Origin of the sequence: Amycolatopsis sp. lyj-84, assembly GCF_046549075.1 — a bacterium.
GTDB lineage: Bacteria > Actinomycetota > Actinomycetes > Mycobacteriales > Pseudonocardiaceae > Amycolatopsis.
On sequence record NZ_JAJPWO010000015.1, the window covers coordinates 13,403 to 37,422 of the forward strand.

At 69.3% G+C, this 24,020-nt stretch carries 10 protein-coding genes; 7 read left to right on the top strand and 3 right to left on the bottom strand.

Annotated features, from left to right (window positions below; genetic code table 11):
- Positions 1–89: 89 nt before the first annotated feature.
- On the bottom strand, positions 90–1,865 hold the full coding sequence (gene sucB / locus ACLJRM_RS35080) for a 2-oxoglutarate dehydrogenase, E2 component, dihydrolipoamide succinyltransferase (RefSeq protein ID WP_410665545.1): 1,776 nt from the start codon (positions 1,863–1,865) through the stop codon (positions 90–92).
- Positions 1,866–1,921: 56 nt separating this feature from the next.
- Positions 1,922–3,295: a dihydrolipoyl dehydrogenase gene (gene lpdA, locus ACLJRM_RS35085; protein ID WP_101609520.1), complete on the bottom strand. Its 1,374-nt coding sequence runs from the start codon at positions 3,293–3,295 to the stop codon at positions 1,922–1,924.
- Between the two features lie 214 nt (positions 3,296–3,509).
- Between lpdA and ACLJRM_RS35090 the strand changes: the two genes are divergently transcribed.
- Positions 3,510–3,854, top strand: coding sequence for a hypothetical protein (locus tag ACLJRM_RS35090; RefSeq protein WP_020630431.1), 345 nt, complete (start codon positions 3,510–3,512; stop codon positions 3,852–3,854).
- Positions 3,855–4,274: 420 nt separating this feature from the next.
- On the opposite strand, the gene ACLJRM_RS35095 is transcribed toward ACLJRM_RS35090, so the two are convergent.
- Complete coding sequence (locus tag ACLJRM_RS35095) at positions 4,275–5,258, bottom strand: SMI1/KNR4 family protein (RefSeq protein WP_410665546.1); 984 nt, start codon at positions 5,256–5,258, stop codon at positions 4,275–4,277.
- Between the two features lie 184 nt (positions 5,259–5,442).
- Between ACLJRM_RS35095 and ACLJRM_RS35100 the strand changes: the two genes are divergently transcribed.
- Genes ACLJRM_RS35100 through ACLJRM_RS35125 form a run of 6 tightly spaced genes read left to right on the top strand, consistent with a single transcriptional unit; the run spans position 5,443 to position 24,004 of the window.
- The gene (locus ACLJRM_RS35100; RefSeq protein ID WP_410665547.1) at positions 5,443–8,001 is read left to right on the top strand and encodes a hypothetical protein; all 2,559 of its coding nucleotides are present in this window, start codon (positions 5,443–5,445) and stop codon (positions 7,999–8,001) included.
- A gap of 1 nt (position 8,002) precedes the next feature.
- Entirely contained in the window at positions 8,003–12,706 is a 4,704-nt protein-coding gene (locus ACLJRM_RS35105) for a DUF6603 domain-containing protein (RefSeq protein WP_410665548.1), read from the top strand.
- A 16-nt stretch (positions 12,707–12,722) separates the two neighbouring features.
- Positions 12,723–13,889 carry a Kelch repeat-containing protein gene (locus ACLJRM_RS35110; RefSeq protein ID WP_410665549.1) on the top strand — a complete coding sequence of 389 codons (1,167 nt, stop codon included), beginning with the start codon at positions 12,723–12,725 and terminating at the stop codon, positions 13,887–13,889.
- Complete coding sequence (locus ACLJRM_RS35115) at positions 13,886–16,972, top strand: hypothetical protein (RefSeq protein ID WP_101609515.1); 3,087 nt, start codon at positions 13,886–13,888, stop codon at positions 16,970–16,972. The genes ACLJRM_RS35110 and ACLJRM_RS35115 overlap by 4 nt, the downstream gene beginning before the upstream one ends.
- Positions 16,965–22,151 carry a hypothetical protein gene (locus ACLJRM_RS35120; protein WP_410665550.1) on the top strand — a complete coding sequence of 1,729 codons (5,187 nt, stop codon included), beginning with the start codon at positions 16,965–16,967 and terminating at the stop codon, positions 22,149–22,151. The genes ACLJRM_RS35115 and ACLJRM_RS35120 overlap by 8 nt, the downstream gene beginning before the upstream one ends.
- Positions 22,148–24,004, top strand: a complete 1,857-nt coding sequence (locus ACLJRM_RS35125; RefSeq protein ID WP_101609513.1) for a hypothetical protein — start codon at positions 22,148–22,150, stop codon at positions 24,002–24,004. Before ACLJRM_RS35120 ends, ACLJRM_RS35125 begins: the two co-directional genes overlap by 4 nt.
- Positions 24,005–24,020 lie beyond the last annotated feature (16 nt).

Here is a 24,020-nt window from a genome sequence, read left to right on the forward strand (position 1 = left end):
CCTCGCAACCAGAGGACGAATTGCGGGTAAAGAGGAAGGCCCTCGTCCCGCCGGAGCGGAACGAGGGCCTTCACGGGACTACCGGAGGATCAGAGACCGAGCTCGTCCTCGAAGTTGCCCTCTTCCAGACGCTGCTTGATCGTCGTGACGAAGCGGCCCGCGTCGGCCCCGTCCACCAGGCGGTGGTCGTAGGTCAGCGGCAGGAACGCCATCGACCGGACGGCGATCGTGTCGTTGCCGTCGGCGTCCGCGATCACGACCGGGCGCTTCACGACCGCGCCGGTACCGAGCATGCCGGACTGCGGCTGCACGATGATCGGCGTGTCGAACAGGGCGCCGTTGGAGCCGATGTTCGTGATCGTGAAGGTGCCGCCCGACAGCTCGTCCGGCTTGATCTGGCCCGAACGCGCGCGGCCCGCCAGGTCGGCGATGCGGTGTGCGAGACCGGCGAGGCTGAGCTCACCCGCGTCGTGGATGACCACCGACAGCAGACCCTTTTCGGTGTCCACCGCGATCCCCAGGTGCACCGCACCGTGGTAGGTGATCTCCTTCGTGTCCTCGTTGTAGGACGCGTTGACGTTCGGGTGCTGCTTGAGCGCCTCGACGGTGGCCTTCGCGAAGAACGGCAGGAACGTCAGGTTGACGCCCTCGCGCTCCTTGAAGGCCGCCTTCGCCCGCTGGCGGAGCTTGGCGATCTTCGTGACGTCCACCTCGTGGACCTGCGTGAGCTGCGCGGAAAGCTGCAGCGACTCGCGGGTCTTGATGGCGGTGATCTGACGGATCCGGCTGGCCTTCTGCACGGTGCCGCGCAGGGCCGCGAGCTCCGGCGAAACCGCGGCCTTGCGCGGAGCGGCCGGTGCCGACGACGCGGCCGGGGCCGCGGCGGCGGGCTGTGCGGCGGGAGCCGGGGCTTCCTTCTTCTGCTTGGCCTCGGCGGCCGCGAGCACGTCCTGCTTGCGGATACGGCCACCGACACCGCTGCCGCTCAGCGACGACAGGTCGATGCCGTGCTCGGAAGCGAGCTTGCGGACCAGCGGCGTCACGTACGGCGAGCTGTCCGAACCGTTGTCGCTGCTCGCCGCGGGCTGTGCGGCGGGCTTCGGTGCCTCGGCGGGCTTCGGCGCGGGCGCGGGAGCCGCTTCGGCCTTGGGCTCGGGCTTCGGTTCCGGCTTGGGCTCGGGCTTCGGCTCGGGCTTGGGTTCCGGCTTGGGCTCGGGCTTGGCCTCGGCCTTCGGCGCGGATCCGGCCGCGCCGATCACCGCGAGGACACCGCCGACCTCGACGGTCTCGTCCTCGCCCGCGCGGATCTCCAGCACGGTGCCGGCGACCGGGGACGGGACCTCGGTGTCGACCTTGTCCGTGGAGATCTCGAGCAGCGGCTCGTCGACCTCGACGCTGTCGCCGACCTGCTTGAGCCACCGGGTGACGGTGCCCTCGGTGACGCTCTCGCCCAGCTCGGGCAGCTTCACCTCGGTGCCTTCACCACCGGAGGCGGGCGCGGTGTCCGGCTGGGACGGCGCGGACGCCTGCTCCTGCGCGGGCTCCGGCTCGGGCTCGGGCTCGGGCTCCGGCTGCGCCTCTTCGGCGGCGGGCTCGGCGGACCCGGACGACTCCGGCACCCCTCCGGTCCCGTCGTCGATGACGGCGAGTTCGCCGCCGACCTCGACGGTCTCGTCTTCCTGGGCGCTGATCTTCACAACCTTGCCGGCGACCGGGGAGGGGACCTCGGTGTCGACCTTGTCCGTGGAGATCTCGAGCAACGGCTCGTCGACCTCGACGGTGTCGCCCTCCTGCTTCAACCACCGGGTGACGGTGCCCTCGGTGACGCTCTCACCGAGCTCCGGCAACGTGACGGAGTAGGCCATCGTTCGCTGACTCCCTTGATATGTCTTGCTTGGTCTGGTTCTTCGACGGTGAGACGTCAGCTGTGGACGTGCAGCGGCTTGCCCGCCAGGGCGAGGAACGCTTCACCGAGGGCCTCGGTCTGGGTGGGGTGCGCGTGGATGAGCGGAGCCACGTCCTCCGGGAACGCCTCCCAGCTGTAGATCAGCTGCGCTTCGCCGATCAGCTCGCCGACGCGGTCGCCCACCATGTGCACGCCCACGACCGGCCCTTCCGGAGCCTTGATCAGCTTGACCCCACCGGAGGTCTTGAGGATCTGGCTCTTGCCGTTGCCGCCGAGGTCGTAGGTGAAGGTGGTGACGTCGGAGCCGTACTTCTCCTTCGCCTGAGACTCGGTGAGACCGACCGAAGCGACCTCGGGGTGCGAGTAGGTGACGCGCGGGATTCCGCTCTCGTCGATCACGCGCGGCTCCTGGCCCGCGATCTCCTCGGCGACGAAGATGCCCTGCTGGAAGCCGCGGTGCGCGAGCTGCAGACCCGGGACGATGTCGCCGACGGCGTAGACGTTCGGCAGGTTGGTGCGGAGGCGGTCGTCGGTGAGGACGAAACCGCGGTCCATCTTGACCCCGGCCTCCTCGTAGCCGTGCCCGGCCGAGTTCGGGCCGCGGCCCACGGCGACCAGCAGCAGGTCGGCTTCGAGCGTCTCGCCGGACTCCAGCGAAACGCTGACGCCGTTGTCGTCCTGCTTGGCGCCGGTGAAGCGGACGCCGGTCTTGAAGGCGATCTTGCGACGGCGGAAAGCGCGCTCGAGCTGCTTGGACGCGTACTCGTCCTCGTTCGGGACCAGGCGGGGCAGCGCCTCCACGATGGTGACGTCGACGCCGAAGGACGCCCAGACGGACGCGAATTCGACACCGATGACACCACCGCCGAGGACGATGACCTTCTTCGGGATGTAGTCCAGCGAAAGGGCCTGCTCGCTCGCGATGACGCGGCCGCCCAGCTCCAGGCCCGGCAGCGTCTTCGAGTACGAGCCGGTGGCGAGGATGACGTTCTTGCCGGTGTAGCGGGTGCCGTCGACCTCGACGGTGGTGCCGCCGACGAACGTTCCGGTGCCCTCGACGAGGTTCACCTTGTGCGCCTTGGCCAGGCCCTGCAGGCCCTTGTACAGGCGGGAGACGATCCCGTCCTTGTACTTGTTGACCCCGGCGATGTCGATGCCTTCCAGCACGGCCTTGACGCCGAAGGTCTCGGCGTCGCGGGTCTCGTCGGCGACCTCCGCCGCGTGCAGGAGGGCCTTGGTCGGGATGCAGCCTCGGTGGAGGCACGTCCCGCCAAGCTTGTCCTTTTCGATCAGGGTGACGGAAAGGCCCAGCTCGGCCGCGCGGAACGCGGCGGCGTAGCCGCCCGATCCGCCACCCAGGATCACAAGGTCGGCGGAGGTGTCGGTCACTTCAATAACTCCTCGGCAAGCGGTAGGGGTGGTGCTCTGGCGCCGCTTCGCGCGGTATACGCGCGCGCGGACACTTGCCATCTTGTCACTACGCGCGGCGGGCCTGCGACCTAGGCCGTGTCGTGTGACCCACGGGACACGGCCTACCAGGGTCGCCACGGTGAGCACACGCCCGGGTCGGGATAATGGGCGTCGGACGCGAATGGGAAGTGAGGTGGTCGGAGTGGGTCTGTTCGACTCGCTGCGCCGGCGCTCTAAAGGTGGGCAAAAGCCCGGTACGCTGCGGAAAGCCTCTTCAAACGACTTCAAGCACCTTGAGGAGTGGGCCTCTTCGAGGACCGGTGTCGAGGCCTACGTGGAGCCCAAGACCAACGTCACGGAGACCACGGTCGTCCTCATCGCACACGATGGTGAGTGGACGAGGCGCCGGATCGAGAGTCTCGACGCGGCGCAGCAGTTCGGTCACAAACGGTCGATCCCCGTCTACGAGGTGGCGCGGGTCGGCTATCCGAAGCGGATGCGTGAGTACACCGAGCGGAAGAAGCGCGGCGAAGCCTGAGGGCTCGTGAGTGGCGATTCGGGTTCTGGTGGACCTGCATTGCCTACCACTCGGCTGTCGTTCGCCGGGGTTGCGGGGTGGCACGGTCTTGATCGACGGAGGATCGGGGACGTTGAGTGTCCCCGATCCTCCGTTGATCGAGCTCCGAGACCGGTCCGACCCCCTCGACTACCGCGCACCATCTTCGCCCTGGTCACGCGTAGGTAGGCAAATACCGGTCCGCTCCAACCCGAATCGCCACTCACGGCCCCCTGTACCGACGCTCCGCCGGGCTTGGACGCTTCCCACGGCCCGCGAGAACGCGTTGCGAAAGCCACTTTCGCAACCCTCAACGTTGCGAAAGCCACTTTCGCAACGCAGCCATCCCACCCGGCCAGCCCGGCCTAGCCATTCACGAGCCCGACGCGTGCCCGGACCTCTTCACGCAGACTGCGCCAACAACAACAGGTGCCGTTCCAGCAGGGCCCGGAACGTCGGGTGCACCGTCGTGCCCAGCGCCGGGTCGATCTCGACCGTCCGCCACTGGGCACGGGCGGCGGTGAGCAGCACCGAAGCGGGGTCGGCGATCACGACGACCCCGCCTTCCGCGCGCAGTTCCGCCGTGCCGAGCAGACGCGGGAAGACGACGTCGGCGGGCAGGCCGTCGCAGGTCATCAGGAACTCCCGGTAGTCGGCGGGCAGCCTGAGCCCGATGCGCGCTTCGGCCGCGTCGATGTTCCGGGCCGAGGCCGCCGGGGGCGCGGTGCCGCCGCCGCGCAGCCGGAGAACGCCCGCGATCATTTCGCGCCACGAGCCGGTGTCCGGCGGGTAGCGCTCGTACAGCGCCGCGACCAGTGCCCCGGCGCACAGCCCCGGCCAGTCGCCGAGTCCGAGCGGGTCGGCTCCCGCGACCAGACGCGGCGCGAGCCGCCTCGACGCGGCGAGGACGGCGACGTCCGGCCGTGCCTGCCGCGAGGCGATCCCGGCCCAGGCGTCGACGTCGCCTCGCGTGACGGCCTCCCGTAACCGATCCGGCCGCGACGACCCGAGGTGCGAGACAGCCTCTCCGATCGGGGAGCCGCCGAGGAGACCGTCGAGATCGGACACCCGGCGGGCGAGGTACGCGTCGTGGGCGCGTTCTTCCGCGTCGAGGTCGAGCGGGGTCAGCGCGGCCGCCCACTCCGGCCGAGACCCTTGTGCGTCGAAGAGCATCGCCCACGCGCGGGCCTGCACGGCGCCGGGGACGAGCGCGGTGACGGGACGTTCGGTGAGCGCGTGCCAATGCGTGATCAGCCTGTCGGCTTCCGCCATCGCGCCGGAGGCGGCGAACAGCAGCGCGGCGTGCCCGATCCGGTCGTCGAGCGTCGCGTCGTCGCCGCTGAGCACGTCCCTGATCGCGCCTTCGAGATACGCGTCCCTGTCCACGGAAGCGACCTTGCCACACCGGGGTTCGCACTGCCCGCTGCCTCATGGGGCAGTTCATCGGGCCATGCGTTGACGGCTGATCCATTCGGCCGCCACGCTGAAGGACATCCGCATCGAAAGACTTCACCGGCCCGCACCGCCGTGTCCGGCGGTTGTCCGCGCGTGGATGACAAAGGGGTGGGGAATGGTCGTCACCAACGTCGGCATGGTCTTTTTTCCGCACGGCGATCTGCATGTCGCGCGTACCGGGACACCACCGCTCAAGGTTTCCTTTCACACTCAGGATTTCGACGACACAAAGCCCGATCGCTATCAGCTCGGGGAAGTCACCAAGGACTGCGTGTTCGACTTCTTCGCGCCGCACAAGCCGGTCGGGCAACGCTTCGACGGATTGCCTTCGATCAACCCGGCCACGGGCATCGTCACCCCGAAAGACCCGGGCGTCTTCCTGTTCCAGGTCCGCTGGGGTGAGGTCTATCTGGTCGGGCGTCTCCAGGTGCACGAAGGAATCGACGCGTGGTGGTTCGGGAACGACTCGATCACGACGGCGCTCGACAGCGAATTCGGCCACGCCCAGCCGTCCCTCTACGCGAGGTTCACCGACGACGCCACGGGCGTGGACCGGATCGGCGACATCACCGGACACGGGTACGTGACCTTGACGCCGGACGATCCGGCGAAGCTCAAGATCGCGCCGCAGGGCAGGGTGCAGGGACTGGCCGAGACCACCGATCCGGCCGTGCCCACCGGGATCAAGGGAAACTTCCTCGGCGTCACCAATTCCCTGCCGGTCAGGGTGGTCGACTACGGGAAGACGCGCCAGAACCTCCAGCCGGTACAGACGCCCGATGTGGCACAAGCCGACGGCATGGTCAACATCCTGTTCATACCGGAGGGGTTCCAGGACACCGACACGGACCGGGCGGCCTTCGACCTCATCGTCGCCGGCACCGTGCGGGATCTCTTCGACAAACCGAGGCACCAGCCGTACGCGATGCTGGAAGCCGGGTTCAACATCTTCAAGGCCTACCTGCCTTCGCGTGATCATTACCTCACCTGCGGGTTCAGGATCACCGACGACGACTTCAACAAGGCGAAGCCCATTCCGTTCAACGGGCGGCTCGGCAGCGAGAAAACCAGCTACACCATGCAGGAACTCGTCGCCGTGGTCGGTCTGCCGATGCACAACGAGAGCCGGTTCGATCTCGTGACGATCTGGCAGGGGCAGAGCCTCAAGGGATTCGAACCGTCGCGAGTGGACCCGAAGCTGATCGCCGCGTGGCGGGCGCACGAAGCCGTCGGGATCCTGCACGCGAGGGACACGGTGTTCGGGATGTACCTGGGACAGCGGCCCGGCGACCGTACGTCCGGGAATTCGAAGCCGCCGGTGAAGCCGCCGGCGCTGGGAGACACGACGCATGTCGATCTGAGCGCTTTCGTCGCGCGGTTGTACGAGTTCTACAGTCCCGACGCGACCAGGCTTCTCACTCCCGATCCTCGCCGGAACCCGCCGGAGCGGTACTCGGCGGGACGGGAGAATCCGGGCGCGGCGCTGCCGCGGTACTTCGGCGGATCGCAGTACGCCTTCGCGCCGTTCCACCCGATCGGCAAGAACTGGGTCCCGGACACGACGAAATTCACGCCGAGCCGGGGACTGGTCGCGATGATCTGTTACGAGGATGTCGATGGCGGTACCAACTTCGACGGAACCGCCACCGCGCAGACCATGGGCAGCGTGCGCACGGTGGCCTTCACCTATGCCGACGTGGTCGACAAACGAGAAATGCGACGACGTGATCCGCTGACCGGGGTCCCGCCCACCGCGGCCGCCGTACTCGAGATCGCCAACACGGTGGCCCACGAGTTCGGGCACAGTTTCAACCTCGGCGACGAGTACGAGGATTTCGAAGGGGACGGCACCGCGGCCACGGCGACCGGGGACCTGACGGACGACAACCTTTCGGTTCTGGGCTTCCTGCGCGACCCGGGTTCACCGGCACCGGGAAGGCTGATCGACCCGGCGAAGGTCAAATGGCTCGATCTGCACCGGATGCTCCTTTCCGCGAAGATCACGGCACCCGCCCGGCCCGCCGGTGGTGCCATCACCGTGACGATCGATCCTCGCTACAGCGGGAAATGGGTCCAGGCGCAGCGGGACGGCGCCGAGATCTGGCTGCGTAATTTCTCGATCACCAAGGACGGGGTCCAATTGCCGCTGGCCAAGGGCCAGGGCGAACTGCTCACCGGGCTCAAGATCGGGACGATCGACACGACGGCGGGCAAGATCACCCTGTCCGGAGTCGTGTCGCCGTTGGCGGAGTACCGGGCGGGCTCTTTCCTGTACATCCCGCTCAAGGCTCCGGACGGCGGTCTCGTTTCGGTGGTGGACAAGAAGGTCAAAGAATCCCTCTTCCTCACGAAGACCCCGCTGAACCGGGACACCGTTTTCGGCAAGGTGCGGAAAGAGGACGACGAGCCGGTGGACATCACCGGATTCGCGCCGCCGTGCAACTCGAGCAAGACGGTCGGGGTCTTCGAAGGTGGAGGCACCTTTTCCGGTGGCCATTATCGTCCCGCCGGCTCGTGCAAAATGCGGAATCACTACGGCACGGCGAACGTGTGGACCGAGATCAGCCAGGACGCCGGCGCCTTCTGCTACGTCTGCAAATGGTTGATCGTCAACCGGGTCGATCCGAGTTACCACGCGATTCTCAGCGCCGCTTTCTACCCAGGGGAGCTGTGAAATGGCCGGGACGGGTGTGTTCGAAAAGATCCTCGCCGGGATCGGGCAGGCGGCGCTCCCGCTTCGTGAGGCGGTGCGTTCGCCCGGTGCCTGCATCGCCCTCCTGCAGAAGATGGGCTGGCGCGTGGACGCCGTCCCGCCCGCCCTGTCGGCTTTGGGCGGGACGCTCGAAACGCTGACCGAATCTCTCCGCCGGTTGCTCGGAGACGGCGGGCTGAACGTGGGCGGTGGTTCCTCCGGCGGTGTCGACGTCGAGTTCTCGGCCGACGACGTGGCCCGGGTGCTCAGCGCGGTGCAAGCCCTCGTCGACGGCGTCAAAGGCATCGCCACCGCGCCGGACTCCGCCGTCCCGGAGGCTTTGCGGGTGGACGGATTCAAGGAGAAGTTCCCCCGTCAGCTGCTCGACTTCCTGATCGTCTCCTATCTCCAGCGGCACCATCCGGCCGTGGGTTTCGGGTTGCGCGGCCTCGGTGTCGTCAAGGGGAAGTACGCTCCGCGCTTCGGGAACCGGCCGTCGTACCTGCATCTCACTCTCGACCTCACGGACATCCCGCGGTTGATCGGTGATCCGGGGCAGGTGCTCAAGAAGGCCTTCGGCTGGGGTGGAACGGACTTCGACTTCGCGTCGCTGTCGTCCCAGCTCGACAACCTGCTGATGAGCATGGGCGTCGACGTCGACCTGCGATCCTTGCCGTCCGGAGCCACGGCGGCCGTCCGGGGGACGCCGGAAGACCTGACGGCCCCGCTGGTGAAAGCCGTCCGCGGCACCGTGTTCGAACGGTTCCTTCCGCAGAACGAGCGTTTGGCGGCCGAGATCCGGCTCGTCGAATTGCCGTCGGTGAACGGCGCACCGGCAGGCCTGGCGCTGTTGCCGTACTTCACCGGCTCATTGGGCGCCAACCTGCCGTTGACCGAGGACCTCACCCTCCTCATCCGCAGCGACCTCGACCTCGAAGGCGGCGTCGCGCTCAGAATCCTTCCCGGCCAAGGCATCGAGACCGTCGTCGGCTTCGAGAAGGAGAACCCGGCCCCGCGACAGCTCGACGGCGCCATCGAGGTCGTCATCGAGCGTGGCGAGGCCGGGAGCGAGCCCACCCTCCTGATCGGTTCCAGGGACGGCACGAGGCTGCAGTTCCGCAAGCTCGCCGCGACCGGGGGCGTGCGGATCAGCGACGGCGTGGACGTCTTCGCGGAGTTCGAACTCCAGGGGCTCGAGTTCGTCTTCAAACCGGGCGGGGCCGACGGCTTCATCGCGAAACTCCTGCCCGGCGACGGATTCACCGTCGGCGGCGACCTCGTCGTCGGGATCTCGCACGCGCACGGGTTCTACTTCCGCGGTTCGGCCAACCTCGAAGCGCGTATCGCGGCCCATTTCGAGCTGGGGCCGCTGGAGATCCAGGGGCTGACGATCTCCGCGTCGCCGTCGGGGGACGGGATCCCGATCGGGCTGGGGACGACGATCAAGGCGCGGCTCGGGCCGATCACGGCGGTGGTGGAGCAGATCGGGCTCACCGCCGGCCTCGCGTTCAAGGAGGACAACGACGGCAACCTGGGGCCGGTCGATCTTTCGCTCGGTTTCAAGCCGCCCAAGGGGGTCGGGCTGTCGGTCGACGCGGGCATCGTGTCCGGTGGCGGGTATCTCTACTTCGACCCGGATCGCGGCGAGTACGCGGGCGCGCTGGAGCTGGAGTTCGCGGGGCTGGTGGAACTCAAGGCCATCGGGCTGATCACCACGCGGATGCCGGACGGGTCCGACGGGTTCTCGTTGCTGATCGTGATCGCCACCGAGTTCGGGGGCGGCGGGATCCAGCTCGGGTTCGGGTTCACGCTGCTCGGCGTCGGCGGGGTGCTCGGGCTCAACCGGCGGATGGACTTCGCCGCGCTGATCGACGGCGTGGTCAGCGGCGGGATCGAATCGGTGATGTTCCCCAAGGACGTCATCGCGAACGCGCCGCGGATCATCAGCGACCTCCGGCGGTTCTTCCCGCCGGAGGACGGCCGGTTCCTCATCGGCCCGATGGCGAAGATCGGCTGGGGGACACCGGCGCTGGTCACCGTCTCGCTCGGGGTGATCGTGGAGATCCCGCCCGGCAACGTCGCGATCCTCGGGGTGCTGAAATGCGTGCTGCCCAGTGAAGACGTCGCCCTGCTGAAACTGCAGGTCAATTTCATCGGCGCGCTCGAAGTCGACAAATCGAGACTCTGGTTCTACGCCCAGCTCTTCGACTCGCGCATCCTGACGATGACCATCGAAGGCGGGATGGGCCTGCTGGTCGACTGGAGCGACAACCCCGACTTCGTGCTCAGTGTCGGCGGCTTCCATCCGTCGTTCAAGCCGCCGCCGTTGCCGTTCCCGGTACCGCCGCGGCTGTCCATCGACATCCTGAACGCGCCGGGACGCCTGATCCGCGTGTCCGGCTATTTCGCGGTCACCAGCAACACCGCCCAGTTCGGCGCCAAGGCCGAACTCCGGCTGGGTTTCGGCGGGTTCGGCATCGAAGGGCATCTCGCCTTCGACGCGCTGTTCCGCTTCTCGCCGTTCTCGTTCATCATCCAGATCTCCGCCGGTGTCTCGCTGAAGGCGTTCGGGGTCGGCGTGTTCGGCATCGATCTCGACTTCCAGCTCGAGGGCCCGTCACTGTGGCGTGCGCACGGGCGCGGGTCGATCTCCTTGCTGTTCTTCGAGATCTCGGCGGACTTCGACATCAGCTGGGGCGAGGAGCGCGACACCGCGCTGCCGCCGGTCGAGGTGCTCGGCCTGCTGGAGAACGAGGTCCGCAAGGTCGAGGGCTGGCAGACGCGGCTGCCGGCGGGCGGGGTCAATCCGCTGGTCACGTTGCGGCAGCTGCCGGGGACCGACGACCTCGTCCTGCATCCCCTCGGCTCGTTGTTCGTCCGGCAGCGGGCCGTCCCGCTCGACGTCCGGATCGACCGGATCGGTGCGCAGAAGCCCAGTGACGGCAAGCGGTTCACCCTGGAGCCGATGCCCTCCAGCGGTTTCAAGCGCGCGTCGATCACCGGCGACAAGTTCGCGATGGGGCAGTTCCAGGACTCCGGCGACGCCGAGAAGCTTTCGCGCGCCGCCTTCGAGGACCAGAACGCCGGGCTGGAACTGGTCGCCGCGGACGGCGCGATCTTCTCGCCGCGCGTCGTGCGGCGCAGCGCCCGCTACGAACTGTACATAGTGGACAATGAACCACCGGAAACGTTCACCACCCTCGGGATGCGCCGTCGCCGGGTCCGGATGGCGGTGAAGGCACCCGCCGCGCCGAAGCTGTACAGCCCCGCTCCCGCGGTCTTCGACACCCTGCTCGCCGGCAGCAGCACCGCGCGCTCCTCCCTGTCCCAGCACGAATCCCGGCTGCGGCAACCGTTCGCGCCCGCCGAGACGGTGCGCGTCACCGGTGACAGCTTCATCGTCGCGTACCGCCGCAACAACCTCCAGGCGTTCCCGCCGGTGCGGACGGGCTCGACCGCCGCGACCTTCCGGAGCGAGGCGAGCGCGACCGACGCCATGGCGGACTGGATCCGCGCCGACGCGTCCCTGTCCGGGCAGGTGCACGTCCTGCGCCGGACCGAAGCGGGCGGCGGCCCGGTCGCGGAACCCGGTGTCTGGTCGAACGCGGGCAACGCGCCGTCGCCGGTTTCGGGGGCGGACGCTGTCGTCCTCGTCGGCGGGAAGGTACTCGTCGCGGGCGGCGCCGGCGCGACCGGAAAACCGGTGTCCACCACGGCGATCTTCGATCCGGTCGTGGTGACCTGGGCGGCCGGGGTGTCGTCGTTGAAGACCGCGCGGGCGCGGCACAGCACGACAAGGCTGGCGGACGGCAGGACCGTCGTGGCGGGCGGGCTCGACGCGAACGGCGCCCCGCTGGCGTCGGCCGAGGTGTTCGACCCGGCCGTGAACGCCTGGAAGGACACGGCGGATCTCGCCACCGCGCGAGCAGGACACGGCGCCGTGGCGATCGGGTCCCGGCTGCTCGTGGCGGGTGGGACGTCGCCGAGAGGCGCCGCGCTCGCCTCGGCCGAACTGCTCGACCCGGGAACGCTGACCTGGACCGCGGCCGCGCCGATGTCCGACGCCCGCACCGGGCACCGGATGGTCCCGCTCACCGACGAGAAGACCGGGAAGGTGACGGTTCTGGTCGTCGGGGGCGCCGTACCGACCGGGCAGGGCGAGCGAGCCGTCGCGACCTGCGAGACCTACGACCCCGAGGCGAGGCAATGGACTCCGGCCGGGAGCCTTTCCGTGCCCCGCAAGGGTCATCAGGCGACACTGCTGCCGGACGGGCGCGTGCTGGTCACCGGCGGAGACGCCGTCGAGTCACGGCCCTACCGGCGGGAAAGCCTTGCCACCGCGGAAATTTACGACCCGGCGAAGCGGACCTGGCTTCCCGTGAACGCCATGCCGGGCGGCGGCCGCAGCGGACATCGGTGTGTGGCGACCCCGCTCGGCGCCGTCGTCGTCGGGGGCACCGGCCGTCCGGGGGCCACGGCCGGATTCCGTGCCGCCGCGGTGTTCGAGCCCGGCTCCGGAACCTGGTCGGAGACCGGGGCACTGACGGTGGGCCGCCACGACTTCGCGGCGATCGACCTCGCCGACGGCCGGGTGTTCGCCGTGGGCGGCCTCGCCAGGACCGGCGCCGCCGCACCGGGACCCGACCCCGTCGAACTCGCCACCACCACCGAGATCTACCTGCCATGACCGAAGGGAACGCCTCATGACCAGCGCGACGCTCGCGGCCGACAAGTGGTCGGACGCCACCGATTACGCGGTGGCGGCGACCTGGGCCGGTCAGCATGACGCCGCCGTCCTGCTCACGGACGGCAAGAAGGCACTCGTCGCAGGGGGAGCCGACGCGGCCTCGGTGAGCGTCGGGCAAAGCGCGGTCTACGACTTCGACGCCGGGACGTGGGGGCAGCCCGCGTTGCTGGGCACGGCGAGACAACTGCACGCGCTGACCCCGTTGCCGGGCGGGAAGGCGCTGATCACCGGCGGGATTCCGGCGCCGGGCGGGGCCGCGATCGGCACGGCCGAGATCTACGACCCGGTGGCGAAGAAGTGGGAGCCGGTGGTGAAGCCGATGCTCAAGGCCCGGTGGGGGCACAGCGCCGTCGCGCTCTCGAACGGGCTGGTCCTGATCGCGGGCGGCAGCACGCTCCGGCCGGACGGGAAGGCGATGGCGGTCCGCTGGGCCGAGTTGTTCGATCCGGCCGGCGGCGGGAGCTGGGCCGTGGCCGAGGAGATGACCGACGCCCGCACGGGGCACACCGCGGTGGTGTTGCAGGACGGCAAGAAGGTGCTGGTCTGTGGCGGCACCGCGCCGGTCGGCGGCGCCGACGACCCGGCGCTGGCCTTCTGCGAGCTCTACGACACCGACACCAAGAAGTGGTCGGTGGCGGCCACGATGAAGTTCCCGCGCAGCGGGCACACCGCGACCGCGCTGACCGCGACTTCCGTGCTCGTCGCCGGGGGAACGGCACCGGGAGTGACCCCCGACGGCGCCTTCGATCCCTTCGCCCGCGCCACCGCCGAGGTCTTCCAGCTGAACTCCTCCGGCGGGGTCTGGAGCCAGGCCAAGGCCATGCCGGGCGGCAGGGCGTTCCACCGCGCCGTTCCCGCGGGCGAGGGGAAGGTCGTGCTGCTCGGCGGGGCGGACGACGTCGCGAACGAGGCGGGGTACCGCAGCGCGGTGCGGTACGAGGGCGGCGAATGGACCGCGATGCCCGGATTGGACCGCGGCCGCTGGGGTTTCGCCGCGGTCGCTTCGGGCGCCAAGGTGCTCGTCGCCGGAGGCACCGCCGGTACCGGGCTCGCGATGGCGGCCGGGCAGTCGGGGAAGGCCGAACTGACGAAGTCCGCGGAGAAGTTCGGGAGCGGTTCGTGAGCGCGAACGCCTATTCCTTCCTGCCCTGGCTCCGGACCGGGCTGAGCACGCGGATCAAGGGCGAGGTCGCCGGGGCGCGCGCGACGATCCCGGTCGGGCTCAGGCTGACCGGGGACGCGCTCGCCGAGAACGCCGAGGCGCTGCATCGCGAGATCACCAAGCCCGTCCAGCTCTACGGCCCCGGCGACGTCGTGGGGCTGGACCCGCGCGCCGTCTCGCGGACCGAGCCACATCCGTTCGCCGTCAACTTCGAGCCCAACTACCTGGCCCACATCGAGTTCTACGACGAAGACACCCCGTGGCGCTACAGTCCCGCGGCGCCGGACGAGGTGGCGAAACGGCTGGATCCCTGGCTGGCGCTGATCGTGCTGTCCGCGGGCGGCGATTCGGGTCCGGCGGAGTTCAAGGAGGGTGCGGCGACGGAACAGCCGCTGCCCTTCATCACCGTCACGGAGCCGAAGGCGCTGCAACCGTCGGGTGAACTCGGGGCGTGGGCGCACGTCCACGTCAACGGGACGCTCGACGGCAGGATCGCGGTCGACACCCCCGACGACATGAAGCCCTCGCTGGGAGTGCTGAGCGACGTCCTGCGCCGGTCGCCCGACAGCGCGTGTTCACGCGTGCTCTGTCCCCGGCATCTGAAGCCCAGCACCACCTACCACGCCTTCCTGGTTCCGGCGTTCGAGGCGGGGCGCGTCGCCGGGCTCGGTGGCGATCCGAAGGACATCCCGGCGAAGAACCCGAGCTGGACCGCCTCGACGGGTCAGCTGGACCTGCCGTTCTACCACCGCTGGTCGTTCACCACGAGCACGGTCGGCGACTTCGAGTACCTCGTCCGGTTGCTGAAGCCGATCGAGGCGCAGGCGCCGGTCGGCAGGCGCGACATGGACGCGCATCGCTCGCCGGGCTACGCCCTCGAAGGCGTCACCACACCGACGGATCCCAAGGGAGTCCTGAAGCTCGGTGGCGCGTTGCAGTTGCCCGACAGCGACGACAAGCCCGACAAGTACGAGAACTGGGACAACTTCTACGGCACCGACACCTCGGCGACGCCCTATCCGAACCAGTGGCAGCGGTCCCTGGCCGACCTGATCAATCTCGCGGACGCCTATCAGCGGAAAACGCCACAGGCCGCGAACGCCGAAACGGCCGCGGTGGCAGCGGGGACCGATCCGGTGATCACCCCGCCGCTGTACGGCTGCTGGCCGTCGCTGACCCGGACGCTGGTGGAGGACGAGACCGGCAAACCGCGGCCGCCGGACCAGGTCCACAACTGGGTGCACCGGCTCAACCTCGATCCGCGATTCCGGGTCGCCGCGCAGTTCGGCACCGAGGTCGTCCAGGCGCGGCAGGAGGAGTTCATGGCGGCCGCGTGGAACCAGCTCGGCGACATCCAGAAGGCGAACGAGCTCATCCGGGCCGCGCAACTGGCCCGCCAGCTCGGAAAGACGTTGCAGGGCAAGCACATCACTCCGCAGGCGCCGCCGAAAACAGCGGCCGCGGCGGCCGGGCCGGTGTCCGGCCGTGCGCTGACCCTGACCGCGCCCGCGCACGGACGAGTCGTCGGACGCCCGAGGCAGACGGCTTTGGCCGCCGAGCCCGAACTGTTCGCCGTGGGCTACAAGGTGAGCGAGAGCCGGGTCGCGGCGGCACCGATGTCCGCGCCGATGCGCCGGATCACCCGGCCGGGGTCACGACTGAGGAAACGGCTGCTGCGCGAGGGAAGCCAGTACGACCTGCTGGTGGACCGGATCGACCGGAACGAGGTCTTCGCCGCGAAACCCAAAGGGGCGCCGGGGGTCACGTTCAGGATGAGCATGCCGGATTTCGCGGCAGAGCAGGACGACAGCGAAGACAGCGAGGAGACGAAGCGCTACAAGAGCGCCTTGCGGGCGATGCACGACGGCCTCGCCGAGACCGCCGCCGGTGACCCCGGCGAAGACCAGCTCGACGTGCTGACCGCCATCGACGACATGCTCGCCGGCCTCCGCGCCGAGAAGACCCTGCTGGAAAGCATGGCGGGGGCGATGAACCTGCCGGAGCGGCTGCGGATCGCGGTGGGCGACCTCATCGAGATCCTGGCCTATCCGGTGTTCGACATGCCGATGTACGAAGAACTCCTGAAGATGTCGGTGGAGACCTTCGTACCGAACATCGGGCTGCTCCCGGACAATTCGATCACCCTGCTGGAGAACAACCGGCAGTTCATCGAGGCCTATCTCGTCGGGCTCAACCACGAGATGGCGCGGGAGCTGCTGTGGCGCGAGTTCCCGACCGACCAGCGGGGAACGCCGTTCCGTCAGTTCTGGGACCCGCGCACGGTGCCGCTGCGGGCGGGCGAGAGCCGAGAGGCCTGGCGTGAGCGGCTGTACGACATCCCGCCGTTGCACCTCTGGGAACCGGCCGCGCGACTGGGCGAGAACAACCCCCGGCAGGCGCCGCCGTCACCCCCGGAGACGAGGCAACGGAAGGACCTCGTCCTGGTGATCCGCGGCGAGCTGCTCAAGAAGTACCCGAACGCGTCGATCTACGCGCACAAGGCGGTCTGGCCGGTCAAGGACGGCGTCGTGGACAAGAGCGGGGAGCGGACCATCGCCCCGCTTTCGCCGAACGCCCCGCTGGATCCGAAACTCGTGTTGCTGCCGACCTACGAGGCGAAGATCGCCCCGGATCTCTACCTGCTCGGCTTCCCGCTCGAAGACGACGAGGCGCGAGAAGGCGGGGAAGACAAACTCGGCTGGTTCTTCGTCCTCAAGGAGCGCCCCGGCGAGCCGAGGTTCGGGGTGGACGAGCCGCCCAAGGGGCAGCTGCCCGAGGTCGAGGTCTGGAACGACATCACCTGGGGCCACGTGGATCCCAAGCCGGGCGAGACCGGGTTCGTGCGGTTCGACCGGAACGTGACGGTCCGCCTCGGCGACGCGCGGCTGGATCCCGACGACGGCGAAAAGGTGGCCCAGCGCGAAGACGATCTGAACATCGGCAGCTGGGCAACCAGGATCAGCTCCGCCGACGTCGCCTACATCCTTTTCCAGGCCCCGGTCCTGGTGGCCGTGCACGCGGGGGAGATGCTGCCGAATGGCTGAGCTGACGCTCGATTTCCCGGTCCTGCTCGGACCGGTGCGGGTCGAGACCCGGTTCGTCGGCGACGATCTGCTGGTGCGGATCTTCCCCGACGAATGGTCGGTGGACAAGTTCGAAGACAACCTGACCCGTGCCGAACTCGCCGCGCTGGACGCGTACTGGACCACGCTCTGGGCGGTCGGCGACTCCCCGGTGGGACGGCGGTCCGCGTGGCAGCAGCTCGTCGGACGCGTACCCGCCGGCCGCGCGGGATGGTTGCTGGGGAAACACAAACCGGCCAACCCCGACGACCGCCCGACCGGGATTCCCGACGGGCCCGTGCTGGTGGTCGTCACGCCGCAGGCCGTCGCGGCGCAGGACCGCGGGCCGACGGTGACGTACTGGACGTCGGTCCGGAAGGCGCGCGGCGATCGCCGGAAACTGCGGGACGCCGACATCGCCCTGCTCGCCGCGGTCGGAGCCGTCAGGGCGAACGCGATCCGCGCCCGGCGTCCGTCCGGTGTGGACAGTGCGCCGTCGAACCCGGTCGAAACCGTCACGGTGGCGTTCCTCGTGCTCACCCCGCCGCCGGAGATCGCCGAAGAGTCATGGACGGTGGCGGCGAAGGCCAAATTGTTGCCGGACCTGTTCACCGTCTACGGCTACGTGGGAGACCAGCGCGTCTTCGCGGTGCCGGGGCGTCCTGTCCAGCCCGATCTCGCCGTCAGCCCGGATCCCGGCGAGACCGGGGAAGACCGGCTGAGAGTCGTCGAGGAGACCGGCGAACTCGTCGTCCCCACGGCGCTGAAGTGGCTGGTGGACTTCGAAGCGGCCAAGACGGCGGGTATGGCCGTGCGGATCCCCGCCGAAGTCCTCCCGCCCGGGAACATCGACCGGCTCGTCGTGCTCGGTCTCCGCGAGCAGGCCACTCCACAGGAGTCCGCGACGGCGTGGGGAAAGCTGATCGGGGACCAGCTGCGCACGCCGTCCGGCTTCGGTTTCCTGCCGCAGGGTACGCCGACGAACAACTCCGAAGAGGTCTCCGCGGGCCAGGATCCCCAAGCCGAGGCCGAATCCGGGTTCGCGACCGCGGCGGGGTTCACCGCCGCCGCGGCCGACTGGACCACCAAGACCGACGGCGAGTGGTTCGCCGAACTGCTCGGGCTCGATCCGGCGGTGCTCGCCGGGGTGCCGAACGCCGAGGGCACCGACCGGCGGGACGCCCGCGCGGCCCACACCGCGCTGTGGCCCGCCACCTGGGGCCATTACCTTCCCGCGCTCCTCAATGGCGTCCTGACCGAGGAGCAGATCGCGAAGACGCGGCAGTTCTTCCTCGAACACGTGTCGGGGCGGGGACCGCTGCCGGTGGTGAAGATCGGGCGCCAGCCCTACGGAATCCTGCCGACGACGGTGTTCTCCGAACTCGCCTTTCCCGAGACCCTGCCTCATCGCACCGCCTTGAACAACATCCTCAAAGAGGCCGCGAAGGACTGGGACGCCGCGCTCGCACACGTCCAGTACCTCGACTCGGCCGGGGGCGACCCGCACCAGAAGCTGCTGGACATCCTCGCGCTCCATCCGACGTCGGCCGAGTACCACCAGCGGTACGCCCAAAGCGTCGAAGACCTGTCCAGACGTGAGGAACTGGGCGCGAGCGGTCTCCGCGCGGCCGTGGCCGCGGTCGGTGAACCCGTCCGCGAGGTGCTGGCCAGGTTCGGGTACTCGGCCGGTGAACCCGATCTGGCCCGGCGGGTGTTCGCCGAGGAGGTCCGGCTGCTGGCGGCCCCGGTCGTCGACGACCGGCCACTGTCCGAAGTGGACAAGATCCGGAAGTACGCGGCCGAGGGGAACTACCTGCACTGGCTCGCCCACTACGGGGCGAACGAGCTGGAGACCGTGCGCAAGGAACTCGGATTCATCGACAACCTCCCGCCGTCCGCGCTGCTGTACTCGCTGGCGAGGCACGCGGTGCTGCTCGGCGCGGCCGAGGCGGCGAGGCGGCTCGCCCTGCTGACCCCCGGCGCCGAGGCACCCGACGGCCGGGACGCGCCGTTCATCCACGTCGACCCCTCCGGCGGGCCCAGCGAAAGCCGGTACCACAAGCTCTATTCGACGGATCCGGCGATCGATCCCGAGCGGCCGGTGCACGAGTACCTGCGCACGATCCTGGACGCGAGCCCGGCGACGGCGGAGCTGAGCGAACAGCTGAAAGCGGTGAAGGCGCTGGCGGAACTGCCCACCGCGCGGCTGGAGCGGGTGTTCGCCGAGCATCTCGACTGCACCTCCTACCGGCTCGACGCCTGGCGGCTCGGCCTGGTCAACGAGCGGCTGGCCGAGCTGCGGAAGGATCCGGCCGGGGGCGCGCCGAAACGGGGAACGCATCTGGGGGCGTACGGCTGGCTGGAGAACGTCCACCGCGAATCCGCGGCGGAGACGGCACCCCTTCCCGCCGGGCTGCCCGCGATCTTCGGTACCGAAGACCTGCCCCACGACGAGGACAACGGCGGATTCGTGCACGCGCCGTCGCCGGCCCACGCGCGGACGGCCGCGATACTGCGCGCGGGTTTCCTCGCGAACGGCAAGGGACGCAAGGACAGTACGTTCGCGGTGAACCTGAGCTCCGAACGAGTCCGGATCGCACTGTCTCTTTTGGACGGAATGCGGCAGGGACAGTCTCCCGGCGCCCTGCTGGGGTACCGGTTCGAACGCGGTCTCCACGACGCCCGCGCCGGCCTCGACAAGTTCATCGCCGGGCTGCGGCGAAAGTTCCCGTTGCGGGCCAACAAGATCACCGACACGAAGACGACCCCGGGGAGCATCGAACAGGTCGAGGCCCGCAACGTGATCGACGGGCTGGCCCTGCTCCGGCACGTGGACCGAGAAGTGGAACCGTTGCCGAAGGACCAGAAGGTCTACCCGTTCGACTTCACCGATCTCCCCGAGGCGAACGGGGACGAGAAGACGGCGATCGGCGTTCAGCTCGATGCCCTGCGCAACGCCCACGACGCGCTGGCCGACCTCGTCGTCGCCGAAGGCGCGCATCAAGCCTTGCAGGGCAACGCCGAACGCGCGTCGGCGACGCTGGACTCCTATGCGAAAGGCGGCGTCCTGCCCGAGCCTTCGGTGGTCGAGACGCCGCGCAGCGGGACCACGCTCACCCACCGGTTCGGCCTGCAGTTCACCCCCGGCCTCCGGCCCGATCACGGAGCCCCGTTGCTGGGCAGGAACAATCCGCGCGCCAGGGCGGAACCGGCGGTCAACGCCTGGCTGAGGACGGTCCTGCCGGACGCGGGCTCCGTGGCCGCGCTGGTCACCTGGCTCGACGAACGCGGAAGGCCGCAGAGCCGGGTGGTGAGCCAGGCCGAGGCAGGACTGCAGGCGATCGACCTGCTGTGGGCGGTGCCCCCGGCGCGAAAGGCGGAGACGACCGACCTCGACGACCGGATCCTCGGCGTCGTCGTCGAGAAGTCCCGGCCCCGGCCGGACGCGGCGCTCACGATCGAGTACACCGAACGGGTCGAGGGGAAGGTCAGCTTCTTCGAACTTTCCCCGCTGATCGGCACTCTGCGCTCGCTGCTGACCACGGCCCGGCCGTTGCGGCCGACCGATCTGGTGCCCGGTGCCGGTTCGGCGCAGGTGGACCGCCGCGCCGACGACGAGGTGACCGTCGCCAGGGAACGCCCGGTCGCGGTGCTGGACTCCCTCACCAGGCTGGGCACCGAGGTCACCGCTTTCCGCACCGACCTCGGGGAGCTCTACCCCGCGCAGCCGAACCGCGCGGAGATCCTCGAGAACATCGACGACTTCCTCGCCCGGTACGCGAAACTGGCGCGGACCGCGGGCGACTTCGGGCTGGTGATCAGCGGCTGGGGCGAGCTGTCGGTCTGGCGGGGCGGTGTCTTCGCCACCGTTCTCGCCGCCGTCGCCGCGGTGGCCGAGCGGATGAAAAAGGCACTGGACACGGCGAACGTCCTGTTCGGGGAATACGAGAGACTGCCTTCGTCCACATCGGACGCGGAGCGGTTCCGGTTGCTGGAACAGATCGAGCGGCTGATCGTCACGAAGCTCGGAGCCCGTGAGCGGACGCCGTCCTTGCAACGTGGCAGGGTGCGGTCGAACCGCATCGTGTTCGAACGGCGTCTTGGCAGGCTGACCGACTTCGCCGGCACGAGCGAGCCGACGCTGAGCGGGTTGCTCGACGACGTCGCCCGCCAGCTGCCGTTGACCGACATCGACCCGGCGGGCCTCGATCTGAAGCCGTTCGAGGACCAGGTCGTCGCGTATGGCCAGGAACTGCTGACCAGGGCGAAAAAGCTCGAAGTGGACCTCATCGGCGAGAAGGGCCGGAAGAAGACGGCGGAAGACCTGCTGGTGAACGTCCACGACAAGGCCGTCACCCGGCCGGACCGGGTCGCCGCCGCGATCGACGTCCTCGAAGTGCTGCTGGGCGAGGACGTCCTCGTCGTTCCCGAATTCACCCCGCCGGAAGCGGTCCTCGAACAGTGGCGGGACGCCAGGGCCGACAGTGTGGAGCTGGTCGCGCACCTGACGTCGCGTGATCCCGACGTCCTCGAACGCCGCGACTTCCCGGTGGACGACTGGCTGCACGGCATGGCGAGGGTGCGGGAGAAGCCGCGGTTGTGGGAGAAGACCGTGCTGCTCGCCAACGCGCTGCTCGACACCGGCCCTCTCACCTGGAAGGAACCGGCGCTGACCCCGGTCCAGCTGCCCTACGTCGAGAACGATCACTGGCTGGCCATGGAGTTCTTCGATCCGGAGAAGGTGGGCGACCAGCTCGACCAGGACCGGCTGCTGTTCACCGCGCACTACGCGGCCTCCTTGAACGGCAAAGACCACTGTGGACTGTTGCTGGACGAATGGACCGAGGTGATTCCCGCCGAACGGGAGACGACGGGGATCGCGCTGCACTACGACCGCCCGGATTCCGAGCCGCCGCAGGCGATGCTGCTCGTGGTCCCGCCGGTGCTCGATCCGGAGAAGAGCTGGACGCCGGAACTGCTCGTGGAAGCGATCACGGAGACGTTCCAGCTCGCCAAGACCCGTGCCGTCGAACCGGACCACCTCGACGGCACGCCGCTTTCCCAGCTGCTCCCGGCCGCCGTGCTTTCGGCCGTCCGGGGCGACGTCACCGTCGGCACCGACCTCGCCGTCGCCGACCTGCGCCGGAAGGCCATGCCATGACCGAAGCGCGGAACTTCGCCGACGAGCTGGCCGCCAGGGAAACCCCGGCCGTCGGGGTCTGGAACCGGCTGGAAGGCCGTCCCCGCACGGTCGGCTTCGACCGGGCGCTGCGGGCGGAGGTCCGGGATCCTTTGTGGATGCTCACCCGGCAGTGGCAGCTGGGGGAGCTGCGCGGCGCGGACGCGGGCAGCCCGGTCACGGTGACCTACGCGGTGACACCGTCGCGTCCCACCCGGTTCCAGCCGCACGAGGGCACGCCGCGGGAGCTGGCCGTCGACCATCCACTCGAGACCGCCGCGGAACGACGGCTGCCGACGCTGGCCTACGGCACCAGTGGTGACGAGAAGGTCGCCTTCGATCTCCGGCTGGCGATCGGCAGGCAGTGGTTCAAACTGATGGCGGCCCATTCTCTGCTGGGCGCACTCTTCAGGATCAAGGAGGACTACCTCAAGCGGTATCCCATCGCCCTGCCCGCTCCCGGCAACCCCGGCGACGTCGCGAAACTGGCGCATCCCGAGGTCTGGGCGATGATGCAGACGATCGCCGGACGCGCGATGGACGGGCACCTTTTCTACCTGCACCTCAAGGGCGGCGGGAACGCCGAGGACGGCACCGGCGTCATCGGCGCGGTGCAGCGTGACCTGCTGCGGAAGCTGGGGCGGCGGCTGGTCCGCTGGTACGAGAGCCTGATCGAACGACCCGAGCCCGCCGACGCGACCTGGGATCCCAGCCGGTTCGAGCACCGGTTCTCGGTGGCCGCGGGGGCACCGGGCGGTGGCGAGAAGAAGCTGTCCGCCAAGGAGTACGAAGGCGGGACCCTGGACTGGCACGCCTTCTCCGTCGACCCGAAGAACCCGCTCGGTGGCACGAAACCGCCGGAGCCGACGCTGACCAGGACCGTGTTCCCCGCCCCGGTGCGCTATTCCGGGATGCCGCTGCCGCGCTGGTGGGCGCAGGAGGACGGGAAGACGAACTTCGCCGCCGTCCGGACGGACAGCACCGATCTCGCGCGGCTGGTCTTCCTGGAGTTCGCGCTGGTCTTCTCCAACGACTGGTACCAGGTGCCGTGCGATCTGCCCGCCGGCACGCTCGCGAAGGTCACGGGCATGGTCGTCACGGACGTGTTCGGGCAGAAGCAGGCGATCACCCCGGCGGGCGCGGGGCCCGACCAGGACTGGCGCCGGTGGTCGATGTTCACCTTGGACACCATCGGCGACGACGACGTCCAGGCGGACACCGATCTGCTGCTCCCGCCGAGTGTGCCGAAGGTGACCGAGGGACCCGCGCTGGAGGAGGTCCTGCTGATCCGCGACGAGGCCGCGAACATGGTCTGGGGGATCGAGCAGACCGTCACCACGCCGATCGGGGAGCCCCGCCGCGGAAGCGAGGCGGCCGCCGAGGTCGTCACGTTCCGGCGACGCCTGGCCGAGGCCACCGAGGCGGCCGACGCCGATCCGCCGCGCGCCCCGATCTCGTACGTCCTGATGAACACCGTGCCGGAGCACTGGATCCCGTTCATCCCGGTGCACGAACCCGGCGACCACCGCGAGATCCGGTTGCAGCGCGCGGCGATGCCCGGCGTCGTGGACCAGAAGCCGGTGGAGCCGAGGACGACGTTGCTGCGGCCGGGGCTCGACCAGCCGCAACCCGGTCAGAAACCGCAGTACTTCGTCAACGAGGAAGAGGTGACCCAGGCGGGCACGCGGCTTTCGGTCGCCTACAACCGGACACGCTGGCGTGACGGCCGCGTCGTCGTCTGGCTCAGCGCACGGCGCGGCGTCGGCAGGGGTGAGGGCTCCAGCGGGCTGGCCTTCGACCAGCTCGTGGACACACCGCTGCCCCCGGCCCCCTGAAGCGCGTGAAGGCCCC